The organism is Pseudomonas sp. Irchel 3E13 (assembly GCF_900187455.1).
In the GTDB taxonomy this organism is placed as follows: domain Bacteria; phylum Pseudomonadota; class Gammaproteobacteria; order Pseudomonadales; family Pseudomonadaceae; genus Aquipseudomonas.
On sequence record NZ_FYDX01000011.1, the window covers coordinates 30,526 to 45,557 of the forward strand.

7 protein-coding genes are annotated in these 15,032 nt (G+C 65.7%); all 7 read right to left on the minus strand.

Annotated features, from left to right (window positions below; all coding sequences use genetic code 11):
- Window positions 1–43 precede the first annotated feature (43 nt).
- Entirely contained in the window at window positions 44–4,621 is a 4,578-nt protein-coding gene (locus CKW37_RS19895; RefSeq protein ID WP_095157618.1) for a dermonecrotic toxin domain-containing protein, read from the minus strand.
- Between the two features lie 78 nt (window positions 4,622–4,699).
- On the minus strand, window positions 4,700–5,473 hold the full coding sequence (locus CKW37_RS19900) for an enoyl-CoA hydratase (RefSeq protein ID WP_095157620.1): 774 nt from the start codon (window positions 5,471–5,473) through the stop codon (window positions 4,700–4,702).
- Between the two features lie 12 nt (window positions 5,474–5,485).
- A complete protein-coding gene (locus tag CKW37_RS19905) occupies window positions 5,486–6,613 on the minus strand; it encodes an acyl-CoA dehydrogenase (RefSeq protein WP_095157622.1) in 1,128 nt (375 codons plus the stop codon).
- An 8-nt stretch (window positions 6,614–6,621) separates the two neighbouring features.
- Entirely contained in the window at window positions 6,622–7,815 is a 1,194-nt protein-coding gene (locus tag CKW37_RS19910) for an acetyl-CoA C-acyltransferase (RefSeq protein ID WP_095157624.1), read from the minus strand.
- Between the two features lie 15 nt (window positions 7,816–7,830).
- Window positions 7,831–8,598 carry an SDR family NAD(P)-dependent oxidoreductase gene (locus tag CKW37_RS19915; RefSeq protein WP_095157626.1) on the minus strand — a complete coding sequence of 256 codons (768 nt, stop codon included), beginning with the start codon at window positions 8,596–8,598 and terminating at the stop codon, window positions 7,831–7,833.
- A gap of 10 nt (window positions 8,599–8,608) precedes the next feature.
- Window positions 8,609–10,261 carry an AMP-binding protein gene (locus CKW37_RS19920; RefSeq protein WP_095157628.1) on the minus strand — a complete coding sequence of 551 codons (1,653 nt, stop codon included), beginning with the start codon at window positions 10,259–10,261 and terminating at the stop codon, window positions 8,609–8,611.
- 145 nt (window positions 10,262–10,406) lie between these two features.
- The gene (locus tag CKW37_RS19925) at window positions 10,407–14,951 is read right to left on the minus strand and encodes an NEL-type E3 ubiquitin ligase domain-containing protein (RefSeq protein WP_095157630.1); all 4,545 of its coding nucleotides are present in this window, start codon (window positions 14,949–14,951) and stop codon (window positions 10,407–10,409) included.
- Window positions 14,952–15,032: the final 81 nt, after the last annotated feature.

Sequence of the window (15,032 nt, forward strand, 5' to 3'; positions counted from 1 at the left end):
GAAGACAACGCACAGCGCCGAAACGAAACAGCCATACCGGCCACTAGAGGCTCAGGAACAACTCCGCAGCAGCAGCCTTGTCGATCATGCTGCGGTAGATCTGAATCACCTTCCGGCTGTTTTTCTCCATCTTCACCCGGTACTGCCCCCGGTCGAAACGCTGCTCGCGGGTCTTCAGGTGGCCGACGATAAAGTCGGCTGGCCCCGCGTCCAGGCTGGCGTAGTGGAAGTGGGCGTACCACAACAGCTGCCCCGCCATATCACTGATCACATACTCCTGCAGATAACCCCGATCCTGGCCTTTGCGCCCCGCAGTGGGTTCGCGGCCCTTGGGCCGGGTGATCTTGATCTCGTGCTGCGATTTCAGGTACGCCACGCGACTGCTGGTCGGCGGCTGTGTCTTGATGATCGAGATACGCAGTTGCCGGCCCTCTTCGCGCATCGCCGCCGCCTTCCGGTACAAGGCCTTGGACTGCAGTGCCGCGTCATGCCTGCCGGACTGGTCCTCTACCGTGTTGGAAACGCTCAGGGAATTCTCGACCTGCCGGGCCAGTTGCTCCAGCGGGCTCGCCTGGTTGATCAGGATTTCCTCTATTTCTACGGCGATGGTGGCGGTGCGCGCCTGCACCCGGGCCTTCTGCATTTTTCGATCAGCCTCCGACAGCATCTTGGCACTGCGTTTGAGCAAGCTGGCGAGGACGCCTTTCTGCTGCGGGCTCTCCGGCGTGTTTCGCAGCGGCGTCACGGGCTCGATGATTTTCCATACCCCCGGCTCGGCGGTTTCTTCAAAACGGGCCAGTTCACCGCTGACCAGCGGCTCGGGCACCACCGCTTCCGCTTTGCCGGCCTTGGTCTTGTGCTTACGCGCCACCACTACACCGCGGCTGCGGGTCTTGATCACCACCTGCTGACGATCGGCCGGCGGCACAGGCTCCTCACTGTTACCCGCCTGCGCACGAATCAGGGCCGCCAGTTCTTCTTCGACCCTATGCTCAAGCGAACGCAGGGCCTCGACCAGACCCACGAGCCAGCGCCTGGCCTGCTCGCTGGCAAAATCGCCGCCCAGAGGAGCCATGCTCTCCCGCGCCATCACGTAGTTTTGCGTGCAGCTATCCAGGATCTCGATGCGCTCCTCCGTGGTAAACACGGCGTCGCTTTCCAGCTCGTGCTGCATCTGCAGGGCGAGCCGGACCCGTTTGATCGACTCGAAGAGCTCCAGGTCATTGCGCCTTTCCGTGCCGATAATGAGCGCGGCCGTGATGCTGAACTCGCTGGCCTTCCAGGCCCAGAGCGAGGACTCGGCACCCCTGAGCCGTTTATAGTCGGCGACCCATTCCGGCCCCCTTGGCAGGATCTTGCCCAGTTGCTGGCAAATCCCGTGAGCCTCACCGAACGTGGAAATCGCCTCGCCGACAATCACCCTGGCTTTCTCGCACTCCGCCATCAGCGCGTCATAGTGCTGGTCGCGCAGTTCCACCGTGGCATGGACGTCAGCACTGCGCGCCTGCAAGACACGGGAAACGTCCATGCTTCCAACCAGTTGCCAGCGCAAGACCTGAACCAGTTGCGCAAGGCTGGTCACCCGCTCGGACAAGTAACGGCCATGCTCCTGGCTGAAATCGGCCTGGGCTTCCAGCGCGTTCAATTCGACGTAGTTTTCATCGACCCGCTTCATCAACTCACTGTGGGTGCGCAGGTGATCGGCATAGGCCCTGAGTGACTGTGCAGACGGCGGGTTACGGTCTCCGACGAGCCTGGCGTCCTGTTCGATGGTCAGGTTCAATGCCAGACGCTCACTCAGAAGCTCAACCTGCCGCGCCTCCAGCTCGGGAATGCGCTGCCGATTGGCCGCGTGCATCCGCTCGATGCGCTGGTTAAGTGGCATGCCGCCGCGCAGCCGCACACGCGCGTCGATTCGCCAGTCGCCGGCGGCATCCCGGTACAACCAGGGCCCCGGCCGGCCCAACGCGTCAACCATCTGCACCTCATCGCTGTTGACCTGTACCTCATACACCTGGCCCTCAAGGCGTATCCACCAACGCTGGTCGTAGTAGAACAACCCTGCCCAGGGGCCGTCAGATACCTCCGATCCCAGTTGGCCGGGGGTCAGGCCCACCTGAAAGCGCACCAGCGACTCGCGCTGGGCATTGCTCAGGCGTTGGGTGGCGGTCGCCCAGCTGAAGTCGAGCTGGGACAACGCAAGCCCCGACGGCGAGCTGGCCGGTTCGTGCACAAGTTGTGCAATTACCGGCAACGCCGCTTCCACTTCCGGCATGCCGGAAGCCGGCGCCAGAACGCTGCGCCCGTGCGGAATGCTGATCAACAGCGAAGCGAAATTGAACAGGTGGAGGACCAGTTGTGCCTCCTGCGGCTGTGGTTGCCGCAGATCATTCTGCAGGTCGGCGAAGACCTGCAGCATCCAGGCGGAGACGGCAACAGGGCCGTTGAGCAGCGGCAGCAAGGTGTTCAACATCACCCAGCCCAGCTCCTGGTAGCCGATCCAGCGGTTCTCGCTATTGGACAGCGACTGCGCTTCGGCCCGGCTGAGCAGCTCTTGTGCGCAGGCACTGTAGAGGTGCTCCAGCACTTCGCCGCTGAGTGCGTCCGTCCCTACGTCGGCAGGTGGCGGCTGCTCGAATACGCCAAACTCGGCGCCCGGCGTGTAGCGCACGACGTGCGGCTGCCGGAAGCCGCCGTTGGCGTAGATTGCCCTGGCGTGCTCGTTCAGACGTGCCAGCACGTCTTCCTGCAATTCGGGCTCCTGGCACACCGCGTTGAAAAACGCCTCACGACTGGCGAACTCGCGAAGCGGCTGACGGTGCAGCGGACGGTACAACACCGTGGGCCCGCTACGGATGTCGAAGCGCTCGATCAGATAGGCATTGAGCGCGGTGTCGGGTATGGCGCCCTTGCGCCGGATAAACGACAAGGGCCGCAAACGCGCCACATCCGGCTCGCCGCGGATCGGGCGGAACACCCCATTGACCAGGCGCACGCCCGCGGCAGTGAAACCGTCCTGCCCGCGCAGTTTTTTTTCCAGCGCCAGGAGCGGCAGTTGCAGGCGAACCTGGTCGATGAACAACGCCTGACGCCGCAGCAACACCTGCGAGTCATCGATCAGCTCACGACGCAGCAGTTCGGGATAAACCTTGCCCAGGTCCAACCGGGTCACCAGCGCCTTCGCATAGTCCAGGGTCAGCCAGCCAGGCAGCGCGCTGCCATCGCTCATGCCCAGGGTCACCGTTCCGGAGCGCAGCGCCGACAGGTTCTCCAACGCGAACTGTGGCAAGGTGAATCGCACGGTCTCGATCGTGCCGCTGGGGAAAAAATCGCCACCGACGGCGATGCCACTGGCGATCACCCGGCGATTGACCACCTCAACCGCCTCGACGTCGAGTGCGGTCGCCTGCGGATGATCGAGCAGGATCGCCGCCCGCACCTGGTCCCGGGCATATTCCAGGATCGGCGGGATGGCGTACAGAAACGACTGGCCGCCACTGCGTTGTTGCAGGAGGGTCAGCTCAAGCAGGGCATCGCCATAGATTCTCTGGTCCTCGACACTCCCCTCCTTCAACCAGGCCGGGAGCACGCTGAAATACAGCAGCCAGCTCTGGCGCTGGCTTTGTTCGCAGATCTGCAGCAGCGAGGTGGCTTCATCCAGACGCCAGACCAGGCCTCTGACAGGGTCTTCCTCCACGTCAGCAATCGAACGGGCGATGGTATCGATCAGCGTCAGTTGCTGTTCGAGCAGCAGCCGCACCTGGCTCAGGAACACCGATTCGCGGGTGGCGTACACGTGCAGGGTGAACGGCACCAGACCGCGGCGCTCGCCGCCATACGCCAGCATGCGCGCCAACGCCTGGCGCGACTCGAAGCGGTACCACCGGCCGGACAAGGTATAGAGCATCAACAGGGTGCGATTCTGCTCGGGTATGACACGCTCGACCAACAGCGTGCTGGCCATGTCGGCATCCAGCCAGCGCCGGGGGTTGACGTCCAGGCTCAACAGCCCTGCCTCGGTGTTGTCGAGGTTCCCGAACGCGGCACGCTGGCTGGGGTCCGGGTACAGGGCCAGGAGCATCGCGGTAGCGGCTTCCTGCGCGTCGAGCGTTCCGTTGCTGCGCTCGAAGCCGACAGCGGTTCTGCACTGTTCCTGCAGGTAGTTCGCCAGCCAGCTCCAAGGGCTCGGCCCGCCTTGCGGTCCGCGCACCCAGTAGGCCACCAACTGCCGTTTGTATTCTTCCAGCAGGAACGGCCCGCACTCGTTGAGCAGGACCTGCACCGCCTGCAAGTCCGTCATGGACGCTTGGGGAAACTCGGCGCCGGGGTAGCGGCTGAGAAAGTCCTGGCCTTCGACAAGCCAGATGGGCTCGCCCTTGCAAAAGCGCTCGATCAGCGCATCGGCCAATGTATCGACGTAGTAACCGTAACCCTCCACCCAGCGATAGAGCCTGAGCAGCGCTGGGCCAGGACCGGCAATCCGGCGTTGCCGCCATTGTTGCTCGATGATCTGGTGGGCCACCTCGCGGAAGGAGGGACGCGAGGCGAAGTACCGGGCAATCGGGCCGCAAAGCGTTGCGTTCAGGGCCAGTTGCCCGTAGGGCGACAGGGTCGGGGTCATGCTCAAGCTTCCTTGTTCTGGATGGAAGCAGCATTTCAACCCCGGCCCCGCAGGCCCTGGCGGTATATCTAGCTGGGATCAGCGATCCTTGAACTGCGCCTCGCGCTTGGCGATGAACGCCGCCATGCCTTCTTTCTGGTCTTCGGTGGCGAACGCCGCGTGGAACACCCGACGTTCGAAGCGCACGCCTTCGGACAGGGTGACTTCGAAGGCGCGGTTGACCGACTCCTTGACCATCATCGAAATCGGGATCGACTTGCTGGCGATCACCGCCGCCACTTTCAGCGCTTCGTCGAGCAGTTCGGCCTGGGGCACGATGCGCGCCACCACGCCGGCACGCTCGGCTTCCTCGGCGCCCATCAGGCGGCCGGTCAGGCACAGTTCCATGGCCTTGGCCTTGCCCACCGCGCGGGTCAGGCGCTGGGTGCCGCCCATGCCCGGCAGCACGCCGAGGTTGATTTCCGGCTGGCCGAACTTGGCGTTGTCGGCGGCGAGGATGAAGTCGCACATCAGCGCCAGCTCGCAGCCACCGCCGAGGGCGAAGCCGGACACCGCGGCGATGATCGGCTTGCGCCGGTTGGCGACGCGGTCGCAGTCGCTGAACAGGTCATCGACGTAGATCTGCGGGTAGCTCAGCTCGGCCATTTCCTTGATGTCGGCGCCGGCGGCGAAGGCCTTGGCGGAGCCGGTGAGCACGATGCAGCCGATGTTGGCGTCGGCTTCATAGGCGTCCAGCGCCTGGTTCAGCTCGCCGATGATCTGGCGGTTCAGGGCATTGAGCGCCTGCGGCCGGTTGAGGGTGATCAGGCCGACCTTGCCGCGGGTTTCGACGAGGATGGTTTCGAATGTCATGAGCTGCTCCCTTCAAAGATTGCGCGCAATGACCATGCGCTGAATGTCGCTGGTGCCTTCGTAGATCTGGCAGACCCGCACGTCGCGGTAGATCCGCTCCAGCGGGAAGTCGCTCAGATAGCCATAACCGCCGAGGGTCTGCAAGGCATCCGAACAGACCTTTTCGGCCATTTCCGAGGCGAAAAGCTTGGCCATCGAGGCTTCCACCAGCGCCGCCCGCCCGGCGTCACGCAGGGCCGCGGCATGATGCACCATCTGCCGGGCCACGGCGATGCGCGTGGCCATGTCGGCGAGGCGGAACGCAACGGCCTGGTGCTCGATCAGCGGCTTGCCGAAGCTCTCGCGCTCGCGCGCATAGTCGCGGGCCACTTCGAACGCGGCACGGGCCATGCCCACCGATTGCGCGGCGATACCGATACGCCCGCCTTCGAGGTTGGCCAGGGCGATCTTGTAGCCCTCGCCCTCCTCGCCCAGGCGGTTGGCCACCGGCACGCGCACGTCTTCGAAAACGATCTGGCAGGTGTCGGAGGCGTGCTGGCCGAGTTTGTCCTCGACCCGCGCTACCTGATAACCGGGGCTGTCGGTGGGCACGATAAAGGCGCTGATGCCGCGCTTGCCCGCCGCCGGATCGGTCACGGCAAAGACGATCACCACCCCGGCATTGCGGCCGGAAGTGATGAACTGCTTGCAACCGTTCAGGACGTAGTGATCACCGTCGCGGCGGGCCCGGGTCTTCAGGCTGCTGGCGTCGGAGCCGGCCTGCGGCTCGGTCAGGGCGAAGGCGCCGAGCATGGCGCCGCTGGCCAGCGGAGTGAGGAAGCGCTGCTTCTGGTCGTCGTTGCCAAACTTGAGGATGGGCACGCAACCCACCGAGTTGTGCACGCTCATGATGGTGGAGCAGGCGCCGTCGCCGGCGGCGACTTCTTCCAGGGCCATGGCGTAGGCCAGGTAGCCGGTGTCGCACCCGCCCCACTGCTCCGGCACCAGCATGCCGAAGAAGCCCATGTCGGCCATTTCCGCCATCGCCTCTTTCGGGAAGCGGTGCTCGCGACTCCATTCTTCGGCGAACGGCCGCAGGCGTTCCTGGGAGAACTGCCGCGCCGCGTCGGCGATCTGTTGTTGCTCGTCGTTAACCAGCATGGTGCACCTCAGTTCAGGATCTCGACGGCCATGGCCGTGGCTTCGCCGCCGCCAATGCAGATTGCCGCCACGCCACGGCGCAGGCCTTTCTGGCGAAGGGCCGACAGCAGCGTGACCAGGATGCGCGCGCCGGACGCACCGATCGGGTGGCCCAGGGCGCAGGCGCCGCCATGGATGTTGACCTTGTCGTGGGACAGGTCCAGCGAATGCATCGCCGCCAGGGTAACCACGGCGAAGGCTTCGTTGATCTCGAACAGGTCGACATCGGCCAGGGTCCAGCCGGTGCGCTGCATGAGTTTTTCGATGGCGCCGATTGGCGCGGTGGGGAACAGCGCCGGCGCGTCGGCGAACGCCGAGTGGCCGTGGATCACCGCCAGTGGCTTGAGCCCCAGGCGTTCGGCGCGGGAGCGGCGCATCAGCACCAGCGCGGCGGCGCCGTCGGAGATCGAACTGGAGTTGGCCGCGGTCACCGTGCCGCCGTCGCGGAAGGCCGGCTTGAGTTGCGGGATCTTGTCGAGACGGGCCTTCGGCGGTTGTTCGTCATCACTGATGAGCACCTTCTCCTTGCCCACGGTGACCTCCACCGGAACGATCTCGGCGGCGAAACTGCCGTCCTTGATCGCCTGCTGCGCGCGGGTCAGCGAGGCAATGGCGAAATCGTCCTGGGCCTGGCGGCTGAAGCCGTTGGCCTCGGCGCAGTCTTCGGCGAAGGTGCCCATCAGGCGGCCCTTGTCGTAGGCGTCTTCCAGGCCGTCGAAGAACATGTGGTCGATGATCTTGCCGTGGCCCATGCGATAACCGCTGCGGGCCTTGTCCAGCAGGTATGGCGCGTTGGACATGCTTTCCATGCCACCGGCGACCACCACTTCGGCGCTGCCGGCCAGCAGCAGGTCATGGGCCATGATCGCGGCCTGCATGCCGGAACCGCACATCTTGTTCAGGGTGGTGCAGGTGGTGCCTTTGTCCAGGCCGGCACCCAGCGCGGCCTGCCGGGCCGGGGCCTGGCCGAGGCCGGCGGGCAGCACGCAGCCGAACAGCACTTGCTCGACGCTGTCGGCGGCGATGCCGGCGCGCTCCACCGCGCCACGGATGGCGGCGGCGCCCAGTTGCGGCGCGGTCAGGCTCTTGAGGTCGCCTTGCAGGCCACCCATGGGGGTGCGCACGGCGCTGACGATTACGATTGGGTCATTGGCGAGGGTCATGGTGTTCTCCTGCGATTATTTGGCAGCCATGCGCAAGGCGCCGTCGAGACGGATCACCTCGCCGTTGAGCATGCTGTTTTCAATGATGTGGCGAGCCAGCGCGGCGTATTCCACCGGGCGGCCCAGGCGCGGCGGGAACGGCACGCCGGCGGCCAGCGAGTCACGCACGTCCTGGGTCATGCCGGCCATCATCGGGGTTTCGAAAATGCCGGGGGCGATGGTCATCACGCGGATGCCGAAGCGCGCCAGTTCGCGGGCGGCGGGCAAGGTCAGGCTGGCGATGGCGCCTTTCGACGCGGCGTAGGCGGCCTGGCCGATCTGGCCGTCATAGGCGGCGATCGAGGCGGTGTTGATGATCACCCCGCGCTCGCCATCGGCACCGGCCTCGCCTTCGGCCATGGCCGCGGCGACCAGGCGCAGCAGGTTGAAGCTGCCGATCAGGTTGACGTTGATCACCCGGCTGAAGCTGTCCAGACCGTGCGGGCCATTTCTGCCCAGGACTTTCTCGGCGCCGACGATACCGGCGCAGTTGACCAGCCCGTGCAGGCTGCCGAACGCCTCCACGGCGGCATCGACCGCGGCCTTGGCGGCGGCCTCCTGGCTGATGTCGGCGACGGCATGGCGGGCGTTCTCGCCCAGCGCTGCGGCCTTGGCGGCGACCGCTTCGGCATTGAGGTCGACCAGCATCACCCGGGCACCGGCCTGGATGAGCATTTCCGCGGTCGCGGCGCCGAGGCCCGAGGCCGCGCCGCTGACGATGAAGTTCTTGTTGGCTATTTGCATGGTGCTGTCCTCACGCGCTGGCCTTGTGGGCCTGCGCTGCTTGTTGAAGGGCGATTTCCTGATTGCGCAGGATGAAACGCTGCAGCTTGCCGCTCGGGGTCTTGGGCAGCTCGCTGACGAATTCGATTTCACGGGGATAGGCGTGGGCGTACAAGCGCTGGCGTACGTGCTGGCGCAGGGTTTCGGCCAGCTCATCGTTGGCCGCGTGGCCGCTGCCGAGCACGACGAAGGCTTTGATCAGTTCGGTGCGCTCCGGGTCGGGCTTGCCGATCACCGCCGCCTCGATCACCGCCGGGTGCTCGATCAGCGCGCTTTCCACGTCGAACGGGCCGACGCGGTAGCCGGAGGTGGTGATCACGTCGTCGCTGCGGCCGACGAAGCTGATGCTGCCGTCCGGGTTCAGCTCGACGGTATCGCCGCTGAGGTAGTACTTGCCGACGAAGGCTTTGGTCGGCAAGCCGTGGTAGCCGCCGAACCAGCACAGCGGCGATTGTTCGCGGTCGACGGCGAGGATGCCCGGCTGTCCGGCCGGCAGTTCCTGGTGGTGCTCGTCGAGCACGACGATGCGGTGGCCGGGAATGGCGTAGCCGGCGGAACCCAGGTGCACCGGGTGCTCAAGGCCGTGATGGTTGCACAGCACCATGCCCAGTTCGGTCTGGCCGTAGTGGTCGTGGATGGTCACGTCCAGTTGATCGCGGAACCAGCGGATCACTTCCGGGTTGAGCGGCTCGCCGGCGCTGCTCACCACCCGCAGGCGGCCCTTGATCGGCGCCGAGAACGCATCGCCGGCGGCAATCAGCATACGGTAGGCGGTCGGCGAGCCGGCCAGGTTGGTGATGGCAAATTTGTCGATGATCCGGCAGGTGCTCTCGACGCTGAACGGGCCGTCGAAAAAGGTCGTCGCGTGGCCCAGGGACAAAGGCCCGGTGACCGCGTAATAGAGGCCGTAGGCCCAGCCCGGATCGGCGAGGTTCCAGAAGTTGTCTTCGGGGCGCAGGTCGATGGCGTCACGCATGTAGCCCTGGAACGCGACGATCGCGCGCAGCGGGACTTCCAGGGGTTTGGCGGGGCCGGTGGTGCCGGAGGTGAACATCAGCAGGAACGGCGCCTCGCCCGACAGCAGGACCGGCTCGCAGTACGGGTCGGCGGCCTCGAGTTCGCCCTGGAAATCCAGGTCGCCACGGGCGGCGTCGGCCTTGACGCAGATGATCGTCGGGCAGTCTTCGACATCGTCGAGCTTGCCGCGGTTGTTCGGGTCGGTGACCACCACCTTGGCACCCGAAGCGTGCAGCCGGTGCTCGATGGCTTTCGGTCCGAACGCAGTGAACAACGGTTGATAGACCGCGCCAAGGCGCCAGGTGGCGAGGACCGTCACCAGCAGCTCTACGGTACGCGGCAGCAGGCCGGCGACCCGGTCGCCGGGGGCGACGCCCTGGGCCTTGAGCACATTGGCAAAGCGCGCGGCGCGGGCCTGCAGCTCGCTGAAACGGTAACTGGCGCTTTGTCCGTCGCGGCCTTCCCAGTGAAGGGCGATGCGGTCGTCCGCAGCGTGTCGGTCGCAGCATTCGACACAGGCGTTGAGCGCCTCGAGACTGCCGGCCAGCGCCGCCCCGGCCGCTTGCGGGTAATTGAAGGTACGTGCCGCCGCGCTGTAATCACGCATCGCCGAACTCCTCGTTTTTATTGTTGGAATAACGAAAGGTCCGGAGATAGTCGCGCTGGGGCCGACTTGGGGCAATGGTCAAAGCTGTCAATCTGGATGACTGGTTTGGCCATGGGACGACCCGCGTCGCCCCACGGCGGGCCGCTCAAACCGGCGGGTCTTGCCTCATCGCCTCGCCGGTCAGGCGCAGCGCCAGGTCCTGAAAGGCCGCGCTACGCTCAGCGGCGAGGCTGTTCATGCGCGCGAGGTATTCGCCCTCGGGCAGGCTGGCGTGCTGCGCGCCGAGTTCGTCCAGACGGTGCCAGAACCGGTCTTCAAGTTCAGCGAACGCGGCCGGGTGCTGTTCGCGCAGGTATTCCACCCAGTAATCGCGGCTGGCAATGAACCGCGGCAGTTCATTGCCCTGCTCGTCGGCACGCACGACACGCACCGCCTCGCGCAGGTCCTGCGGCGTCACGCCGGCGATCTGGCTGAAATCCATATGGCTCGGCTGCCCCGGCAACTCCAGCTCACGCGCCAGCCCCGTGCGATAGGCCAGGCTGACTTCCACCTCATCCACGCCACGCCCTTGGGCGTAACGCTCGGTGATCACCTGGCGAACGTGCAGTTCAAGCCGCTCCAGGCGGAACAGCCGTCGGCAAAACCGCAGCAGCACGCTATGCGACAGCCCCCAATTGGCTTGTCGGCGGGCCTGGTGGAGCAGGAAACGGACCTCCAGCACACTGAAGTTGGATTCCACACTGTCGGCGCAGGTCGTCGGTCCCGCCGCGAGGTCGAACAAGGTTTCCCGCAGCTCGGTGCTCTCCACGCAGCCGTTCAGCATGCGCCATACCCGCACCCGCAGATCGACCCCCGCCAGGCGGAACTCGGCCGTCGTCAGCAAGCGCCCCAGCAACGCGAAGAAGTCGCCGGAATTGGGCTCGGCATGCAGGCGATCCCACCGTTCACCGCGCTCGACCAGCACCTCGCCCTGGGCATCGTCGAGCCAGCGTTCACGCAACAACTCGCTCGATATCGGCACGTCCTCGGTCATGTCCCAGAGCCGCGCGCGGACCGCCGGCGAGAGCGGATTGCCCTGCAACAACAAGGCACTGCGGACGTGCTGGGGCGATTCGAAAAAGCCGTCCGGCAAGGTCGCCAATTGGTTGCCCCGCAAATCGGCGAACTCCACGAACGGCAGGCTCAGCACGCCCGGCGGGAGGCTGCGCAAGCGTGTCTGGCGCAGGCCCAGGCGTTGCAGGCGCGGCAAGCGGCTGACGTCCGGCGCCACATCCAACGGGTTGTGATCGAGGGAAAGTATCTCCAGACGGCTCAACGACGACAGGATCTGCTGGCCCATGGTGCTGATGCGGATCAGGTTGCTCTCCAGCACCAGGTGGCGCAGCTCCCGCATATTGCCAACGGCCTGTGGAATGTCGGTGAGGGCGTTGCCGCTCATATCGAGCCAGCGCAGGCGAGTGAAGCTTTGCAGGAACCCGCTGATGCGCTGCGACTGCTGCGCGTCAGGCAAGGTCAACTCGACCACGTGGGAAAAATCGATGTCCGCCGACAATTCCGGGAAATCCCCTGTCGCTACATAGCCGAGGTTCAAGCGATAGCCCAGCAAGGCGCCGTCAGTGCCGTGCATCGGCGCGGTCAGGCGACACCAGCAACGACGTATTTCCTCGACCACCCGGCGGCGACCATTGGCCTGTTGCGTGGTGGCCTGGAGTTGCCAGCGGTACAGGGTTTCCTCGAGATGATGAAGTGATCGCTGGTAGCGCAACAGCTCGCTCATCGGGTCATCGTGCGCAGCGCTGATGCCCTCGAGAAAGCGGCTCACTTCCTGGTCATCGAACCCCGGAAACAATGACCTGACCATGCTGGTCAACGAGGTTCGCCCCGTGGCCCCGCGCCCACTCAGCGGATAGCCCGGACGACCCTCGGCGGTACGCCGCAAGGGATTGAACACGCCCGGCCGGCTGGCCATGCCGATCAGCACCGGCACGCGCTGGCGGTCGGCGATGGCGCGATCGAGCAGCAGTTGTCGCAATTGTTCATCAGCCTGCTCGCCCTCCAGACCCAAGGCTTGAGCGTTGACCGGGCCAAGCCCCTCCAGGATGGCGTGGAACAGATTGCCTGGTTCCGCCTGGTTGCCCACCGGGTCCAGCTCACCGAACACGTCGAACTGCGCGCCGGCGCGCAGCAGGATCCGCACCTGCCGTGTGTCGGAGAGCGGCAACAGGCGCTCGATCACCCGGCCGTGCACCGATCCGTCGCGCAACTCGAAACTGAAGCCCTCGGGCCACTCGGGCAGATGACGCAACAAGCCGAAGGCCAGGCGCACGCTGAGGTCGGGGCACACGTTGTGCAAACACAGGCCCTGCAGCGCCTGGCTGACGCGCACCTCGCTCAACGCCAGGCGCGCCTGCTCGGCCATGGCCAGGGGAATTCGCCCGCGCTCGTCGATGGAGCGAAGCGCGGCCTCCCCCGCCTCGTCAATCAAGGCGCGGATATGCACGGCGGGCAAGCCGGGGAAATCACGCCGCAGCAAGGCGCCCCGGCTATCAAGCTTCGACGACTGCCGGGCCGCGGTGTTGTCGAACAGCAACGCCCGAAGCGACGGCGAACCCGATTGCCAAGTGGCCCGCTCGTCCACCGGCAAGGCGTGCGGACGGTTGAGCAACGCCTTGGTGTAGCCGGCCAACTCGGGGTCCAGCGCACTCATCGGCTGCCCCTGTTGCAGTTGCTCGAAGAAACGATCGATCCGCGCATCCAGGGCAAACTGCGCCAGCGTATGGCGCAAGGTTGCCGGCACCGCGCGCCGCTCCACCAACAGGCCGCGCAACATCGCCTCGTCGCCCCCGGCCACGGCGACCGCCCGTTCACACGCGAGGTCGCTCACGTCTTCACTACCGGGTAGCAGGCGGCGCAACAGATTGGCCGTGCCCTGCCATTGCAGAGGGTGCTCGCCGGGCAGCCACCAGGCACCGCGACCATTTCCGCTCAATATCGGTGTGTAGCCCTCCGCGCGGGTCGGATGAAGAATCAGCCAGCGACCACTGCGCGGATCCTGCCGGACTTCGAATACCCGGTCGCCCTGCCGCCACCACTGACGGCCTTGCTTGCGGATCAGACCGTCGGCGTCGAGCCGGTGCGGGAACGGCAACGACAGCAGCGGCAAGGCATAGGCGGACAGGTCCGCGAGCCACAGGCGCAGGGTTCCGTCGGCACGCAGCACCGGTAGCAGGCGGCCAATGAACTCACTGCGTTGCAAGGTCCGCACTACCGTGATCGCGGCCACCGAGCCGATCGTGGTCAGCGCCAGGTCGCGCACCACTCCCAACATGTGGTCGAGCGCTTCTTCGTGCTGGCCCCGGCGCCACTCCTGCACCCCCTCATACACCTCGCCGAGCATTTCCCAGACCAGGTTCACCAGCATCAATTCGCCGACCACCGGCAAGAACGACGCGGTCAACATAAGCACCGATACCCCCGCCGACTCCAGCGCGGCGATGCGCTGTTGGTACACCTCCAGGTCAGCCGCCGAGGTCGGCACGACCAAGGCGGCGGCATCGGCCTTGAGCCGGCTGATCCGATGCTGCACCAGGCGAGAGAACTCGACGTCCTGAGCCGTCAGCCCGACCACCTCCAGGTCCGGACGAGGGGCTTCCAGCCGCGACGCGAGCTTGATGACGAAACCCAGCCGATCATCCTGGGCGAGCAGGTGGGTGAAGCGGTCGCGGTAGGTGCTGTTCTTGAGGTCATTGCCCAGGTCGGTGGCGAGTGCGTACCACGACGAATATTGGCGCAACGGCTGGCGGGGATCATTGGGCCAATAGAAAACCAGTTGCCGCGGCGCTGCGCCGGCCTGCTCGCGAACGGCGCCCGGCAGGCCCTTGTCGCGCGCCTCGAAGATCAACACGCCCGGCACGGCAAAACCCAACACTTCCAGGAAGCGGCAGCAGACGGGCAACTGGCCCGGGTTCGCATGGGCATCGGCCGTGGCCAGTTTCAGCAAACCCTGCAGGGCCTGATCATCGATCTGGCCCCTCAGGCTGGCGCTGTGGGCATGCGCGGCCAGCGCGCAGCGCATGTCTTCGGCCAGCACGTGCAACACCTGTTGCAGCGCCTGGGTGTCGGCCGGTTGCAGAAGCGTTTCCAGGTGCTGCTGGTATTGGCTGCCGAGGTCCAGGCGGCGACAGATTTCGGCCAGGCGCTCCGGTGGCAGGTCCAGCATCTTGCCCGCCTGGACGATGCCGGCGCCCGGGTAGTAATTGCTGGCCTTGGCCTGCGCTCCGGTAAAATTTTGCAGCACGCGATGGAACAGGCTGCTGTCGCGGGAATAGAGCTTGAACGTGGGCAGGTCGACGTCAGTGATCGGAAACAACGGGCGCGTGACCCGCAACCGGACATCGCGCCACAGCGCCTCACGGATATCCAGGGCAACCTCACCCTCCTGGGCCAGCGCGTTCTGGAGCAAGGGGATGACGAAATCCTCGACCGGCCGGATCGACTCCAGCAGCCGCGCCACCCGCCCCTGCAACGCCTGGTGGGCAGCAAGGCTGGCCTGCAACTGATCGAGCCGGTCAACGGAGGCGGACTTGAGCCACTGCGGGGCTTGGGAGGCGATGAAACGGTCAATCGCCGAGTTGTCGTCCAGTGCCACGTCGGCAGATGAATCGGGGGAACGCGTGGATGAAGGTGACATGGGGTCCGGCTCCTCGATGAGAGCCGGCAGCCTATGAATCCCTTCCGCCCGCCATCAGCGGGAAACAGCGCACGGCGGTGC